This is a genomic window from Mesorhizobium prunaredense (assembly GCF_900156895.1).
Lineage (GTDB): Bacteria > Pseudomonadota > Alphaproteobacteria > Rhizobiales > Rhizobiaceae > Mesorhizobium > Mesorhizobium prunaredense.
The window spans coordinates 1-14,854 of the sequence record NZ_FTPD01000078.1; the positions used below are offsets into that span (position 1 = coordinate 1).

The following is a 14,854-nucleotide window of genomic DNA, read 5'->3' on the forward strand; positions in this document are numbered from 1 at the left end:
CCGTTTATGGACGGACACTAGCCAGAGCAATTCCAGGAAAAGTGCGTAGCGGTTTTCCGTCCGGAATTGGCGCTTTAGGCTGACGTTGCGTAAGTGACTTAGCAATTTGTCGTGCTAACCAAATGATTGCACAAAAAAAATGCAAGGCGCGAGGCCTTGCAATTTAAACGCGTCCGATCTGTTTCCGGTATTCGGCGGCAGCGGGTAACCGCGCCTAGATCGCATCCTCCCAAGACTTTGACCGCGCAGGAGAGCAGATTTCTTTCCGCCCTCTCGTTTATCGGCGCACATTAGACCAAGCCGGGTGAAAATGTCACGCAGAATTTTGCCCGGAAATGAGCAATCTCGTGCTGCACTGCACAATAGAATGGCAGGCGTTGCTTGCGAAACGACCAGCAAGGCGAACGCGGCACTGCGGCGCCTTTGCGACGCCCCAGTGGGCGCCCAGTTGGCTGCCAGTTGGCTTGGGGGGCGGGTTTCCATTCCGTCATGAAATGGCTATGAAGCCGGGGCAAGCAAGCCTGCGCTGCGCCGATTCCGGTGCGGCAATCCTCTCTCTCACGGACCAGTCCATGCGTTTGTCGCGCTATTTCCTGCCTATCCTTAAAGAAAATCCGCGCGAGGCCGAAATCGTCTCGCACCGGCTGATGCTGCGCGCCGGCATGATCCGCCAGCAGGGGCAAGGCAGTTTTTCCTGGCTGCCGCTCGGCAAGAGGGTGCTGGATAAGGTCTGCCGGATCGTTCGCGAGGAGCAGGACCGGGCAGGCGCGCTCGAGATCCTGATGCCGACCATCCAGTCGGCCGAGCTGTGGCGCGAAAGCGGCCGCTATGACGACTATGGCAAGGAGATGCTGCGCATCAAGGACCGGCAGGATCGGGACATGCTCTATGGGCCGACCAACGAGGAGGTGGTCACCGAGATTTTCCGCGCCTATGTGAAGTCCTATAAGGATCTGCCGCTCAATCTCTATCACATCCAGTGGAAATTCCGCGACGAGGTGCGGCCGCGCTTCGGCGTCATGCGCAGCAGAGAGTTCCTGATGAAGGACGCCTATTCCTTCGATCTCGATTTCGAAGGCGCCAGGGCGGCCTATAACAGGATGTTCGTGTCCTATCTCAGGACGTTCACGCGCATGGGGCTGCAGGCAATCCCGATGCGTGCCGACACCGGGCCGATCGGCGGCGACCTCAGCCACGAATTCATCATCCTGGCCGACACCGGCGAGAGCCAGGTCTATTGCCATCGCGACTATCTCGCACTTGATGTGCCGGGGGCGGACACGGACTTCTCCAACGATGCCGAGATCGGCGACATCGTCAAGAAATGGACGACGCCCTATGCGGCGACCGACGAGATGCACGACGAGGCGGCGTGGGAGAAGGTCGCGACAAGCGACCGGGTCTCGGCCCGCGGCATCGAGGTCGGCCACATCTTCCATTTCGGCGACAAATATTCGAAGCCGATGGGCGCCAAGGTGACCGGGCCGGACGGCAAGGACCATTTTGTCTCCGGAGGTTCCTACGGCATCGGCCCGTCGCGGCTGGTCGCGGCGATCATCGAGGCCAGCCACGACGACAACGGCATCATCTGGCCGGAGGCGGTGGCGCCTTTCGACATCGGCCTGATCAATATGAAAGCCGGCGACGCCGACTGCGACCGCGTCTGCGATGAACTCTATGCGGCGTTTGTCGCCGTCGGCAAGGACGTGCTGTACGACGACACCGATCAGCGGCCGGGCGGCAAGTTCGCCACAGCCGACCTGATCGGACTGCCGTGGCAGGTGATCGTCGGGCCACGCGGCGTGGCCGCCGGCGAGGTCGAGATCAAGAACCGCAGGAACGGCGAGCGTGAGACGCTGCCGGTCGAGGACGTGAAGAAACGCTTCGGTTTTGCCGGATGAGTGGAGCGGCAGCAGCTAAACCCATGGCCGCCGGACCGTTTTCCGTCTTCGAACGCATGGTCGCGTGGCGCTATCTGCGCTCGCGCCGCAAGGAGACGGTGATCTCCGTCATCGCGTCGATCTCCTTCCTCGGCATCATGCTGGGCGTCGCCACGCTGATCGTGGTGATGGCTGTCATGAACGGCTTTCGCGCCGAACTCCTGACGCGCATCCTCGGCGTCAACGGCCATCTGATCGTGCAGCCGCTCGACATGCCGCTGGAGGACTATGCGCAGGTCGCCGGCCGCATCAACGGCGTGCCCGGCGTCCAATACGCCATTCCGCTGATCGACGGGCAGGTGCTGGCGCAAGGCAATGTCGGCGGTGGGTCGGGGGCGCTGGTGCGCGGCATACGCGGCGAGGATCTGGGCAAGATTTCAATCGTCGCCAACAATATCAAGCAGGGCTCGATCGCCGGCTTCGACACAGGCGAGGGCGTCGCCATCGGCAGCCGCATGGCCGACAATCTCGGTCTTGTGCTCGGCGACACCATCACGCTTATCGCCCCCGACGGCGATGTGACGCCGCTCGGCACGACACCGCGCATGAAAGGCTATCCGGTCACGGCGATCTTCGAGGTCGGCATGTCGGAATATGACAGCTCCATCGTCTACATGCCGTTCTCGGAAGCGCAGCTCTATTTCAACATGGATGGCCGGGCCCAGGCGATCGAGATCTATGTCGACAATCCCGACAATGTCGATGCGCTGAAGCCGAAGGTCGAGGAGGCGTCGCAGCGGCCGATCACCATGGTCGACTGGCGAGAACGCAACCGGACATTCTTCGATGCGCTGCAAGTGGAGCGCAACGTCATGTTCATGATCCTGACGCTGATCGTGCTGGTCGCGGCGCTCAACATCATTTCGGGGCTGATCATGCTGGTGAAGGACAAGGGCCACGATATCGCCATCCTGCGCACCATGGGCGCGACGCGCGGCGCGATCCTGCGCATATTCCTGATGACGGGGGCGGCGATCGGCGTGGTGGGCACCCTTGCCGGCGTCCTCCTCGGCGTCATTATCTGCCTGAACGTCGAGCGCATTCGCCAGTTCTTCTCCTGGCTGGCCGGCGAAAGGCTGTTCAATCCCGAGCTCTATTTCCTGAGCCAGTTGCCTGCCCGCATGGACGCCAGCGAGACGATCTCGGTGGTGCTGATGGCGCTGGTGCTGTCGTTCCTGGCGACGCTGTTTCCGGCATGGCGCGCGGCCAGGCTCGATCCGGTCGAAGCGCTGAGGTACGAATGATGGCCGAGGCCATTATCGAGCTGAAGAGCGTCGAGCGGCATTATGTCCAGGGGCCGCGCAAGCTGACCATCCTCAACGGCGCCGATTTTTCCTTGAAGCGCGGTGAGATCGTGGCGCTGGTGGCGCCTTCGGGCACCGGCAAATCGACGCTGTTGCACACCGCCGGACTGCTGGAGCGGCCGGACGCCGGCGATGTCATTCTGGCCGGCCGCGCCTGCGGGCGGCTTTCCGACGACGAGCGCACGGCGATCCGCCGCAACGATGTCGGCTTCGTCTATCAGTTCCATCACCTGCTGCCGGAGTTCACGGCGCTGGAAAACATCATGATGCCGCAACTGATAAAAGGGCTGACGCGCAAGGAGGCTGCCGAGCGGTCGGCGCAACTGCTCGACTACATGCAGATCGGCAAACGCGCGCAGCACCGGCCGTCCGAACTGTCCGGCGGCGAGCAACAGCGCGTCGCCATCGCGCGCGCCGTTGCCAATGCGCCGCTGGTGCTGCTGGCCGACGAGCCGACCGGCAACCTCGACCCGGTCACGGCCTCCTATGTGTTCGAGGCACTGGGGGCGCTGGTCCGGCAATCGGGCCTGGCGGCGCTGATCGCCACCCACAATCACGAGCTTGCCTCGCGCATGGACCGTCGCGTCACGCTCGCCGACGGCAAGGTTGTTCCGCTTTAGGTGTATCGATATTCAGGTGATGCCGGCCTGCGAACGGCGGTTTCCTGCGCTTCCCTACAGCGCCGCGCGCCCTCTTGGGCGCGCAAAGGACGCTGTAGAACTTTGATTTCGCGCATGACCTTTCCGAAATCGATCTCGATTTCGGGGTCATGCGGTACTCACGTACTTAAGTACGCTCCGCTCCGGTTCTCGGAAGCCACCCAGTCTGGTCGCTTCGCGCCCGTCTTCGACTCCGGCGCGGCCTGACCTGAATCTCGACACACCTAACGGGCTGATCACCAGCGGCCGCGTTTTCCCGCGCGCAGCCAGCGCGGAAACAGCGAAATCCGTTCTCAACCTTTCCTTAACCCTGCCGAACTGAGCGCCCGAATTTCGCGACACGCACTGACTGCGGCCGTTGACATCCGAACAAAATTAGAACAAAATAGGAACATACTGAAAACAGGAGAGCGTTATGACCGGTCTTGTTCAGGATGTCGTGTCACTGGTGTGCATGAGCACGTTTCTCATTTCCATGGCGATCTGGATCGGAGCGATGTGAGGCTGAAGATGTGGCTCGACGCCCCCCGTTTTTCACGGGGAGAGGGTAGGGGTGAGGGGCAGCGCATGCGTGGACCAGAAATCGAGACGACGAGCCGAGCGAGACGCTGCGTCAATCGGACAATGATGCCGAAAACGCGCTCTGGATGGAACTGCGTGACCGCAGGCTGAACGGCCATAAATTCGTGCGGCAGTTTCCGATAGGCTCCTATTTCGCCGACTTCGCCTGCAGGGAGTGCCAGCTTGTCGTCGAAGTTGACGCGAGTCAGCATGTCGGCAGCAATCATGATCGAATCCGGGATCGCTTCATCGTCTCGAATGGCTGGTCCATGCTGCGCTTTTGGAACGTCGACGTACTGAAGGACTGCGAAGAAGTTCTTGAAACAATATTGGCTGCGATCGAAGGACGCCTCGAACGCCGTATCGAAACGCATGATCTTCGATTTGTTGCCGCCAAAGGCTATGGAGAGACATATCCTTGATCGTTCGCGCCGCCCCTCACCCTTACCCTCTCCCCGTGAAGAACGGGGAGAGGGGGCGTCAGCGTTGAGCCAGATTCGCCCTGACTCTGAGCTGGCACAGGCGTTGGGCAATGCTTCAGCCGGCCTTGCGGGCCGTTTCGGCAAGCAGAGCTGCGGCGGGTCCGAAGACATCCTCGAAGGCGGATTTCAGCGCGAGATCGAGATCGGCCATTCCCAGGGGAAGGCCGAGGTCGACGAGGCTGGTGACGCCGTGGTCCTGCACGCCGCACGGCACGATGCCGCTGAAGTGGCTGAGATCCGGCTCGACATTGATGGCGATGCCGTGAAAGCTCACCCAGCGCCTCAGCCTGATGCCGATGGCGGCGATCTTGTCCTCGGCGAGCGATCCGTCGGGCAGGGCGGGGCGATCCGGCCGCACCACCCAGACGCCGACGCGGTTCTCGCGCCGTTCGCCGCGCACGTTGAAGGCGGCGAGCGTGCCGATGATCCATTGTTCAAGTGCCGCGACGAAGGCGCGGACATCCTCGCGCCGCCGCTTCAGGTCGAGCATCACATAAGCGACCCGCTGGCCTGGCCCATGATAGGTGTATTCGCCGCCGCGTCCCGCGGCGAACACCGGAAAGCGGTCGGGCTCGATCAGGTCCTCGATGCGGGCGCTGGTGCCGGCGGTGTAGAGCGGCGGGTGCTCGACCAGCCAGACCATCTCGCCGGCGGCGCCGCCTCGGATCGCTTCGGCACGCGCCTCCATCACGGCAAGCGCATCCGGATAGGCGGTGAGGCCGGGTTCGATCCGCCATTCGACCGGCGCCGAACCGGGCAGGGGCAGGAACGACGTGGCGATCTGGCTGCGTTCTGTCATGGCATGTCTCGTCTAAAGCGCGCCGCGTTTGAAAGGAACCGTGGGCACGCCTTAGATTTCTGTTTTAGGCATGCTGCCCCAAAACCGCTGCGCACCCTCGGTTCAAGCCCGAGGGCATGTTTTTGGGCGACATGCATTCGCCTCACATATGGCGGCAATCGGCTGAAACGTCCAGTTGCGAGCGCGTTTCAGCTCTTTGGAGGGTTATGCCGAAGCCCGGGCAATTATTGCGCGACGCGCCCTTGTTTCGCCGGAAACGATTTGCTACACGCCGCGAGCCGGTTCGTTCCGGCTCCTACCACGTGCGGTCGTGGCGGAATTGGTAGACGCGCAGCGTTGAGGTCGCTGTGGGGCAACCCGTGGAAGTTCGAGTCTTCTCGACCGCACCAGCTCTATCCAATAAGCCGTTATTTTATTGTGCGATTTTGTGTTTTACTGCAGTTCTTTCAAGGACTGTTTGTGCAAGCTGAAACCTGCACGAACCCGCTGCTGGTTGGGTGCGGATGCCGCGCACTAACCGCGTGGTTTGACCCGCCATCATATGCCAGCTGCTTCATAGACCGAATTGTGCCGCGATGCGGACCATCGGGAACCCTCGGCAAAAAGATGCGCTTTTTCACGCATGCGCTCCGCGGCTATATATTGATGTGATTGCGCGACAGATTACCCGCTAGTTGCGTTGTCTTGAGGCTTGATCGCGGACGCGACTTTCCAGCCGCATAAGCAAATAGTCGACCTCTTGTCTGGCCGCCGCCGACAACGCACTGCCCGGCTTGCGCTGGGCGTCGGACGCGATGGCACCGCGCTTCATCATCACATATTTGCGTACCGCAAGTCCCACACCGGGTTGCTGCTCATAGCGCAGATAGGGCAGGTGGGCGTCGAAAAGATCGTGCGCCTTGTCGCGCTCGCCGGCGGCAGACAGTTTCACCATTTCGACCAGCATATCGGGGAAGGCGTAGCCGGTCATCGCGCCATCGGCGCCGCGCCCCATCTCGAAGTCGAGGAAGAGGCCGCCATTACCGGTGAGGATGGACAGCGGCCGCAGCAAGCCGTCCTTCTGAAAGCCGCGCAGCGCGCTGATCTTCTCCAGGCCCGGCCAGTCCTCGTGCTTGAGCATGATGCAGGCCGGGTTGTCGGTGACAATGCGGCGGATGACGGCCGGCGTCATGACTACCGAGAGGGTCAGTGGATAATCCTGCAGGACGAAAGGAACATCCTCGCCAACCGCTTCGGATGCGTTGCGGAAATAGGTGACGATCTGGTCGTCGGTGCGCAGCGCCGGCGGCGGCGCAATCATCACGCCCTGCGCGCCAACCTCCATCGAGGCGCGCGCAAGGCTGCGCATGGCGGCGAAGCCTGGGGCAGAGACGCCGACGATGACCGGCAGCCTGGTGCGCGCCACGATACGTTTGACGATCTCGAGCGATTCGCCGGCGTCGAGCTTCGGGGCCTCACCCATGATGCCGAGGATTGTCATCCCATCGACGCCGCAGCGCTCGTAGAAATCGACCATCGAATCAAGTGATGCCCAGTCGATCTTGCCGTCCGCCTCGAACGGCGTCGGGGCAATGGTGTAGACACCTTTGGTGTCAGGGCCGATGGCCATGAAATCCTCCTAAATTCAGCTTTCAGTCGTAGCGCAGGACCGATGGTCCGATCCAACCCGGCAGCCGGACGGTCGGGCGCGAAGATTTTGTAATGGATGCAGCCTTCCGGGTCCCGTGCCGATCGGGCAATGGCGGGGGCCGGCGGGAAAGAAAGAACGTCGCCCGGATGTGCGTCGAAAATCTTGCCGTCAATGGTGAGCTTACACATGCCCGATGCCATGACAAGGATCTGCTCGTTGTCGTGCCAGTGCGGAACGGAGCCAACTTAGCCAGGCATTGAAGTAACCGCATGGTAAGCTTGCTTCGCTATCACATTCATAATGCTACCGATGTCGGCATTTGAACCTTGGTAAATTAGTATGCTCTTAATTGCAGAGGCGGGGGACTACAGTCCATCGACAAAATGGTCATTGCGCCTTGCGTTCTTTTTAGCAATCTACGTGGTGTGCGCGTCTGCAATAAGCCCACAGTCTTTCTTCCACCTAACGCTGGTTTATGCGCAGAAGTTCGCCACCGGTATTCCGATCTTGTTTGTTGCTGGTGTTTGTTCCGCTGCGCTTATTTATGGACGAGGAAAACCAACTCGCTACGCCGTAGATTTGGTCCGAGCACGCTGGCGTGGCTGTTTGCTGGTGCTGCTGTTCTTCTTCGCCAGCTTGACCGCGTTCTCTACCTACAAGATGGCCATCCCGTCCGTCGTTCCATTCTATGCGGACAACTGGTTAGCCGATCTGGATGAATGGTTGCACGGGATAGCGCCGTGGGAACTCACCCACAAGCTCGACAGCAACACTTGGTCGATCGTCGTCTTCAACAGCTATGAGGTCATTTGGTTTTTCCAGTGGTTCGGCAGCATGCTATTCGTGTCTCTCTGGTCGGACAAGATTGGCCGCGTGCGCTACCTCTGGGCAGCCGCGCTGTCGTTATCCATCCTCGGCACTGTCCTGGCCTTGGCGCTGGCATCGGTCGGGCCGATCTACTACCACCAGTTTGTTGGCGAGGACCGCTTCAACGGACTCAACGCCGCCATGGACGGTCTCGACTATAGCCACATGGTGCGGGAGCCCGCTGCATATCTCCTGACGGCTTACCAGAGCGGCCGGCCAGACCTTGGCGGTGGCATCTCGGCCATGCCAAGCATGCACGTCGCCTTTGCCACACTGAATGCCTATCTGCTTTCATCCCTCAATCTCTGGCTCGGTGTTCTCGGTTGGATGTTCGCAGCGCTGATAATGTACGGTTCGGTATATACCGGATGGCACTACGCAGTTGACGGCTACGTCTCCATTATCGTGGTGTCGGTGATCTGGTGGGCGACCGGACGCCAGCCAGCGCAGATCAAGACACAGTTTGCGATACGCCAAGCCATAGAAGGTTAGGTGCCTGGCAATGTCAGCCACGGGCAACAGCGCTGGTTAACTGGGCGTCGCCCTCTGCATAAGGGAGGAAAAATCCGCGAGGTCGAAACCCGCGGAAAAGAGTCGAAACTCGCGAAAAAGAGAAGTCTTGCGCTGTCGGCCAATGCAATCATGCTCTCCGAGCCGTCAACCTTCTTCCGCCGCGAGTTCAGCAGCTGCAGGCGGCGATCCGTGCGGCGATTGACGTCAAGGGCGTCGACCCGGGGAATGACTTTGCCAAAGTCAAAATCCAGCCTTAACCTTCTGCAACACCAGGTCGAGAACCCGGGTTGATACTCGATCTGTCCGGGAAAGCCGCACGCAACGGAGCCATATTTATGAGTGACAGCCAGGTAAGGATTGCGGCCGGGAACACCATTCGAAGCCTGCATGCCGAGCTGCCAGTCAACGCTACCTTCCATCTCTGGCTCAAGGCGACCAAGGCGGACGTTCCGGGCTCGCTGTCGTTTTCCAATGTCCGGGGCAAGTTCGGCGAGGTGAGCGTCACGAACGCCGAAGAGCATGAGTTCAGAATTTTCCACGTCTTCGGCGGTGGCAGTGTCGAACTGGATTACGACACGGATCGAACCTCGGTATCGGTTGCCTACTGGTTCGCACTGGCCGACGTGCTGGAGACAGGCATTACAGTTCTCCACACCAATCCGGGAAATGCCCCGCCGAACATCCCTGACAGCTATCATTTTCGTCCGCCGTTCGGCTGGATGAACGATCCGAACGGATTTGGCCGGTTTGGCGGCCGCCCACATCTGTTCTATCAGCATTATTCGCATGGGCTTCGGTGGAACACGATGCATTGGGGGCACGCCGTATCTTCGGATTATTTGCGGTGGCGTCACATGCCTATCTTCCTGTTTCCGTCGGAAGATCTCACCGCCAGGCCCGACAAACGGGGCGGCGCCTATTCCGGCTCGGCCATCCCGCTCGCCGATGGTCCGGGCATTCGCGTCTTTTTCACCGAGCAGGTACAGGACCGTATCCCGGAACAGCAGATCCAACTCACGGCCACTTCCAGCGACCTCATCATGGCGGGAGATGCGTACGTCATTCTGCCATACCGCCCGCTTGACCAGGGATTGACAGCGGATTTTCGGGACCCATACGTATTCAAGGGACCGGATGGCCTTTGGAAAATGCTGCTGGGCAGCCAGAGCGATGAAGGCGGCGTTGTCCTGCTCTACGAAACCCGTGACCATACGGCCGCCACCGGCTGGACGTATATCGGCAAGCTTCTGGTCGAGAAACACTATCGGACGACGGCGATCGAATGTCCCTGCCTGCTGCCGCTCGACGGGCCCGCGACCGATCCTGCGACGCGCTGGGTTCTGATCCTCGGGCTGATGAACAGTGAGGACCAGTCGACCCGGCGCAAGAACCTGACAATGGCCATTGTCGGCTGGTTCGATGGTCGGACCTTTGCCAAGGAATTCGAACAGGAACTGGACTTCGGGACGGATAATTACGCCTTCCAGGCCTTCGTCGACGGTGATGCCATTGTCGGCATAGGCTGGCTTGCCAACTGGGCCGACACCGGGCCGGCGATCGATTTCCCCACAGCCATGACGTTGCCTCGCAATATCCATCTATCTGCAGGCGAGTTGCATACCCCGCCCATCGGCGCTGCCGAGAGCCTGCGGAGCCATATTCTGGACCGGACACGCCTCGCAGCCGGAGAGCAGGTAAGCTTTATCAACGGCGCCGTCGAAATCCTGTTCGAGCTCGAAAAGCCGGGTGCCCATTTCCACTTGAAGCTGCAACATCCAACTGTCCGGCTCGAGGTTGTCGTCGACGACGAGGGACTTGCCATTTGTCATGGAGACGACGCAGCGGCATCCCCTCACTATATTGCCAAGGGAGCCCGTCCGAAACGGCTGCGGATATTCCTCGACTACGGATCGATCGAGGTTTTTGCGGATCGCGGTCGTTGGGCTGGCACCAAACGGATCAGCGGGTTTGAGCCGGTGCAATCGGCACGTCTCATCGCCGAAACGGGCGCCGTTCTACACGCGACGGTATGGGCCCTCAAACCTTGAGAAGGAAATCCTGTTTCCAGTTCAGGATTGGATTTCCAGTTTCAGGATGTATTTCCAGTTCAGGATTTGGCGTCCGCAAACACCGACCAATGAACGAGGCCGTCGACGACGCCAAGGGCAAACGGCGTTTTCGCGCTGTAGATCAGCGGGTTGTCCCGCGCCATGTCAAGCAGTTCGGGAAGGGCATTGGCGACGACAATCCCGCGCGCCCCCGGCAGCTCGAACATGCTGCGATCGTTGTTGGTATCGCCGGCGACGACCACCTCATCCAGGCCGATGCCGAGTTCATTGCAGAGCCAGGCCAGCGCCTGGCCCTTGTCTGCTGAGCGCGGCAGGATGTCGAGATCGCGTCCGCTCGAATAGATCATCGTCACCGACAGCCCGGCCTCGGCCAGAGCATGCTCGATGCTGGCAAGGGCTTCCGGACTTGCGTCGAGCAGGTACCAGCTCGATTTGAAGGCGTGTTGATAGCCGTCGGGTTGGCGGACGGTGTCTTTGAGCGACCCGAGCACCGCATCGATCTTTTCAAGCGACCAGCCTTCCGAAAATCTTTGGGTAAAATGCCCGAGGCGCGAGGTGTGCCGCGGACCGGCGAGCATCGTGCCGACACCGCCGATCACGTAGTCCGGCGCTGGCAGGCCGACTTCGTCGACGAAGTTCAAGATATCGTCGGCCAGGCGACCGCTGTTGTAGACGAGAACCGGTCGGTGCTCGGGATCGAGCGCTTCCCATTTCAACCGAAAGCGTGACGTCGCCGGCGCATCGCCCGCCAGGGTCCCGTCGAGATCACTCGACAAAAGCGAGATCGGTTTCAATCGCCGTCGTTCCACGGCTCGTCCCAGTCATGATCGTCGACCGCCTTCAGCACCGGACGGCCTTCGACAAGGCTGACCAGCTGCTGCGCGATGCCTGTCCAGGTGAACAGGCTGCGCGCCTTGTGCGCGCCCATGCGGCCCAGGCGGCCGTAGAGGCGCTGGTGCTTCATCGGCTTGACGATGGTGATGCCGAGATCTTCCTTGTCGAACGGATCGCCAAAAAGCGCGTGCCGGCCATAGCTGATCCCGCGATAGAGGCCGCCATGGATCGTAACAACGGTCGGCGTTCCGCAGGCCATTGCCTCGATCGCGGTCATGCCGAACGGCTCGTAGCGGCTCGAGAGGACGAACATGTCCGCCGCCCGATAGGTGTCGGCCAGGTCCTCATCGGCAACATAGCCTGAGAAGACGACACGATCCTGCAAGCCTAACTGTTCGACCTGTTGCTTGAGCTGGTTCAGGATCTTCTGTTCCTGCTCGTCCATGTTCTCGCCGCCGACAGCAAGCCTCAGGACCGCATCCGGCACACGCGGCGCCACCACGGAAAACGCATCGATCAGCAGGTCATAGCCTTTGTTGGTGGCGAGCCGGCCGAGCGCGAGGACCGTTCGCCCTTCGAAGCCGAGCCGATGGCGGATCAACCGGCGAGACGCCTCGCTGACCGGGAAGAACCGGTTGTCGTCATAACCGGGTGGGATCATGTGCACGCGGTCGCGCTCGAGACTGTAGTCCTCGACCAGCATGTCGACCTGCGGCGGCGTTGTTGCGATCACCATGGCGCAGCTTCGATAGATGATCGTCTCGTGCTTGATGCGCTCGGTGAAATTGAACTCGGCCTCGAATGTATCGGCCTTGTCAGGGTAGTCCGTCTTCATCTGGCGCTGCTTCCAGATGCCAAGCGAATGCGGCGTATGGATGTGCGGGATATTGAGCGCTTCCGACAGTCGCTGCCCCGCCACGCCCGCATCCCAGTAGTGACTGTTGATGAAGTCGTAGGAGAGGTTTTCCCGGCGAATCAGGCGCAGCGCGTTTTCACACCACTCGAGAAGATGGCGGTGGAGATATTCCTTCGGAATAAAATCGGGTCCGCCACAGGCGACACGCAGGACGCGAACCCCGTCGGCCACTTCATCGATAGGCGGCTGGTCTTCAAATCGTCGCGTCCAGATATCGACGGCATAGCCCAGCTGGGCCAGCTTTTTGGCAAGTTCCAGGACGTAGACCACCTGTCCGCCGGTATCGGCCGCGCCGAGTGGTGGGTTGGCTGCTACGTAGCCGTGGGTTGATATAAGTGCAATTCGAGGTATCGCCGCATCCGAGTCCGGCATCTGTATCCTTCTCTTCGATTGATCTGCGCACGCCGCAGCATGCACAAGTTCGATTATATAAGGTTTCCAGCCGCCATCCGCAAATGTCGAAAGCGCAGGTGGCCGCCAGGCTGGTGGCACGTCGGTGAGGATATTGACGCGGCCCGCATTGGTAGACCCCCAAAGCCGCCGATAAGGAACATACGGAGGAACCTCGGCGCGACGATTATGGGAGCCGGACAAGTCGTTGTGCGATTGGTCGATGATTGCGCCCGCTGACATCGACTTTGAAATCTGACGGACGCTGTAGCAATTTAACGCTGCCCATGATCCTTTCTGGAAATCGATTCCGATTTTCATGGTCATGCGCTAGACCTAACACGCACCTTTTCCGGAATTCTGATGGCGGGAGGCGCTGGTGGAAGGCCAGGACGAACAGACGACCGGCGCCAGGACCGCTGAGGACAGTGCCGACATCTATGGCGAGGACGGCGCCATTCTGTCGTCGTTCCTTGCCCAGATCGGCGCCGCGATCGCCGATCGCGACACGCTGACGCTGAAGCGTGAAGTCGACGACCTGCACCAATCGGAACTCGGCGACCTGCTGGAGGCACTCCATCCCGAACAGCGCCGCGCGCTGGTCGAATTGTTGGGCGCCGACTTCGATTTTTCCGCGCTGACCGAGGTCGACGAGGCGATCCGCCGCGACATCGTCGACAGCCTGCCCAACGCACAGATTGCCCAGGGGGTGCAGGACCTCGATTCCGACGACGCAGTCTACATTCTCGAGGATCTCGAAAAGGAAGACCAGGACGAGATCCTGTCGCAACTGCCGTTCACCGAGCGGATCAGGCTGCGCCGCTCGCTCGACTATCCCGAAGAGACCGCCGGCCGCCGGATGCAGACCGAGTTCGTCGCGGTGCCGCCATTCTGGACGATCGGCCAGACCATCGACTACATGCGCGAGGACAATAACCTTCCCGACCGCTTCAGCCAGATTTTCGTCATCGATCCGAGCTTCAAGCTGCTCGGCGCCATCGACCTCGACCAGATCCTGCGCACCAAGCGCTCGATCAAGGTCGAAGAGGTGATGCATGAAACCAGGCACGCCATTCCGGCTACGATGGACCAGGAGGAGGCGGCGCGCGAATTCGAACAATACGACCTTCTCTCCGCTGCCGTCGTCGACGAGAACGAGCGGCTGGTCGGCGTACTGACCATCGACGACGTGGTCGACGTCATCCAGCAGGAAGCCGAGGAGGATCTGCTGCGCATGGGCGGTGTCGGCGACGAAGAATTGTCGGACAGCATCCTTTCGACCTCGCGCTCGCGCGTTCCATGGCTGCTGGTCAATCTCGGTACGGCCTTCATCTCGGCCTCGGTGATCAGTATGTTTGGTGCGACGATCGAGGAAATGGTCGCACTTGCCGCACTGATGCCGATCGTCGCCTCGCTGGGCGGCAATGCCGGCACACAGACGATGACAGTGACCGTGCGAGCGCTCGCCACACGCGACCTCGATATCTACAATGCCGGTCGCGTCATTCGCCGCGAGGTTGTGGTCGGCCTGCTGAATGGCATGGTCATTGCAACGATTCTCGGGCTGGTCGCAGGCTTCTGGTTTCACAATCCCGATCTCGGTTTCGTCATTGCCGCGGCGATGATCGTCAACATGCTGGCTGCGGCACTCGGTGGCATTCTGCTTCCGCTGTTCCTCGACAGGCTCGGCGCCGATCCGGCGATTTCATCATCAATCTTCACGACGATGATTACTGACGTTATTGGTTTTCTCGCCTTCCTTAGCCTTGCCACCTGGTGGCTGCATCTGGGCACGGGAGCCGGATAGGGCGTTTCAATTGACTTTTACGTAAGTTGCGTGCGAGGTTTCGATGGAGAGCTACCGGTCGATTCCGGTGCGGGATGAGCCCT

Annotated in this window: 10 protein-coding genes, 1 tRNA gene and 2 pseudogenes; 8 read left to right on the plus strand and 5 right to left on the minus strand. The window is 60.6% G+C overall.

Annotation, left to right across the window (positions count from 1 at the left end):
- The first annotated feature begins 572 nt into the window (after window positions 1-572).
- The 4 genes and pseudogenes from proS (at window position 573) to BQ8794_RS32025 (ending at window position 4,886) form a co-directional block, all read left to right on the plus strand.
- Window positions 573-1,901, plus strand: a complete 1,329-nt coding sequence (gene proS / locus BQ8794_RS32010) for a proline--tRNA ligase (protein ID WP_077383846.1) — start codon at window positions 573-575, stop codon at window positions 1,899-1,901.
- The gene (locus BQ8794_RS32015) at window positions 1,898-3,184 is read left to right on the plus strand and encodes a lipoprotein-releasing ABC transporter permease subunit (protein WP_077383592.1); all 1,287 of its coding nucleotides are present in this window, start codon (window positions 1,898-1,900) and stop codon (window positions 3,182-3,184) included. The genes proS and BQ8794_RS32015 overlap by 4 nt, the downstream gene beginning before the upstream one ends.
- Window positions 3,181-3,864 carry an ABC transporter ATP-binding protein gene (locus BQ8794_RS32020; protein ID WP_174654574.1) on the plus strand — a complete coding sequence of 228 codons (684 nt, stop codon included), beginning with the start codon at window positions 3,181-3,183 and terminating at the stop codon, window positions 3,862-3,864. Before BQ8794_RS32015 ends, BQ8794_RS32020 begins: the two co-directional genes overlap by 4 nt.
- 606 nt (window positions 3,865-4,470) lie before the next feature.
- Window positions 4,471-4,886: pseudogene (locus tag BQ8794_RS32025) on the plus strand (endonuclease domain-containing protein).
- A 115-nt stretch (window positions 4,887-5,001) separates the two neighbouring features.
- Here BQ8794_RS32025 and lipB read toward each other — a convergent pair.
- On the minus strand, window positions 5,002-5,745 hold the full coding sequence (gene lipB / locus BQ8794_RS32030; protein ID WP_077383594.1) for a lipoyl(octanoyl) transferase LipB: 744 nt from the start codon (window positions 5,743-5,745) through the stop codon (window positions 5,002-5,004).
- A 304-nt stretch (window positions 5,746-6,049) separates the two neighbouring features.
- Here lipB and BQ8794_RS32035 point away from each other — a divergent pair.
- Window positions 6,050-6,134: transfer RNA gene (locus BQ8794_RS32035), tRNA-Leu, on the plus strand.
- Between the two features lie 281 nt (window positions 6,135-6,415).
- On the opposite strand, the gene BQ8794_RS32040 is transcribed toward BQ8794_RS32035, so the two are convergent.
- Both BQ8794_RS32040 and BQ8794_RS37530 read right to left on the minus strand, forming a co-directional pair.
- Entirely contained in the window at window positions 6,416-7,354 is a 939-nt protein-coding gene (locus BQ8794_RS32040) for a dihydrodipicolinate synthase family protein (protein WP_077383596.1), read from the minus strand.
- Window positions 7,355-7,506: 152 nt separating this feature from the next.
- Window positions 7,507-7,599: pseudogene (locus BQ8794_RS37530) on the minus strand (cupin domain-containing protein); the annotation flags it as partial.
- A gap of 115 nt (window positions 7,600-7,714) precedes the next feature.
- Between BQ8794_RS37530 and BQ8794_RS32050 the strand changes: the two are divergent.
- Both BQ8794_RS32050 and BQ8794_RS32055 read left to right on the plus strand, forming a co-directional pair.
- Window positions 7,715-8,734, plus strand: coding sequence for a phosphatase PAP2 family protein (locus BQ8794_RS32050; protein WP_077383600.1), 1,020 nt, complete (start codon window positions 7,715-7,717; stop codon window positions 8,732-8,734).
- A 356-nt stretch (window positions 8,735-9,090) separates the two neighbouring features.
- Entirely contained in the window at window positions 9,091-10,803 is a 1,713-nt protein-coding gene (locus tag BQ8794_RS32055; RefSeq protein WP_077383602.1) for a GH32 C-terminal domain-containing protein, read from the plus strand.
- A 59-nt stretch (window positions 10,804-10,862) separates the two neighbouring features.
- Here BQ8794_RS32055 and BQ8794_RS32060 read toward each other — a convergent pair whose 3' ends face one another.
- The gene (locus tag BQ8794_RS32060) at window positions 10,863-11,618 is read right to left on the minus strand and encodes an HAD-IIB family hydrolase (protein ID WP_077383604.1); all 756 of its coding nucleotides are present in this window, start codon (window positions 11,616-11,618) and stop codon (window positions 10,863-10,865) included.
- Window positions 11,615-12,946, minus strand: coding sequence for a glycosyltransferase family 4 protein (locus tag BQ8794_RS32065; RefSeq protein ID WP_077383850.1), 1,332 nt, complete (start codon window positions 12,944-12,946; stop codon window positions 11,615-11,617). Before BQ8794_RS32065 ends, BQ8794_RS32060 begins: the two co-directional genes overlap by 4 nt.
- A 397-nt stretch (window positions 12,947-13,343) precedes the next feature.
- Between BQ8794_RS32065 and mgtE the strand changes: the two genes are divergently transcribed.
- Entirely contained in the window at window positions 13,344-14,771 is a 1,428-nt protein-coding gene (gene mgtE / locus BQ8794_RS32070; RefSeq protein ID WP_077383606.1) for a magnesium transporter, read from the plus strand.
- Window positions 14,772-14,854 lie beyond the last annotated feature (83 nt).

What these genes read in the sequence shown, in the direction of transcription:
- lipB (WP_077383594.1), bottom strand. Translation starts at nt 5,745, where the DNA reads ATGACAGAACGCAGCCAGATCGCCACGTCGTTCCTGCCCCTGCCCGGT.
- proS (WP_077383846.1), top strand. Translation starts at nt 573, where the DNA reads ATGCGTTTGTCGCGCTATTTCCTGCCTATCCTTAAAGAAAATCCGCGC.
- BQ8794_RS32065 (WP_077383850.1), bottom strand. Translation starts at nt 12,946, where the DNA reads ATGCCGGACTCGGATGCGGCGATACCTCGAATTGCACTTATATCAACC.
- BQ8794_RS32015 (WP_077383592.1), top strand. Translation starts at nt 1,898, where the DNA reads ATGAGTGGAGCGGCAGCAGCTAAACCCATGGCCGCCGGACCGTTTTCC.
- BQ8794_RS32055 (WP_077383602.1), top strand. Translation starts at nt 9,091, where the DNA reads ATGAGTGACAGCCAGGTAAGGATTGCGGCCGGGAACACCATTCGAAGC.
- BQ8794_RS32020 (WP_174654574.1), top strand. Translation starts at nt 3,181, where the DNA reads ATGATGGCCGAGGCCATTATCGAGCTGAAGAGCGTCGAGCGGCATTAT.
- BQ8794_RS32040 (WP_077383596.1), bottom strand. Translation starts at nt 7,354, where the DNA reads ATGGCCATCGGCCCTGACACCAAAGGTGTCTACACCATTGCCCCGACG.
- BQ8794_RS32050 (WP_077383600.1), top strand. Translation starts at nt 7,715, where the DNA reads ATGCTCTTAATTGCAGAGGCGGGGGACTACAGTCCATCGACAAAATGG.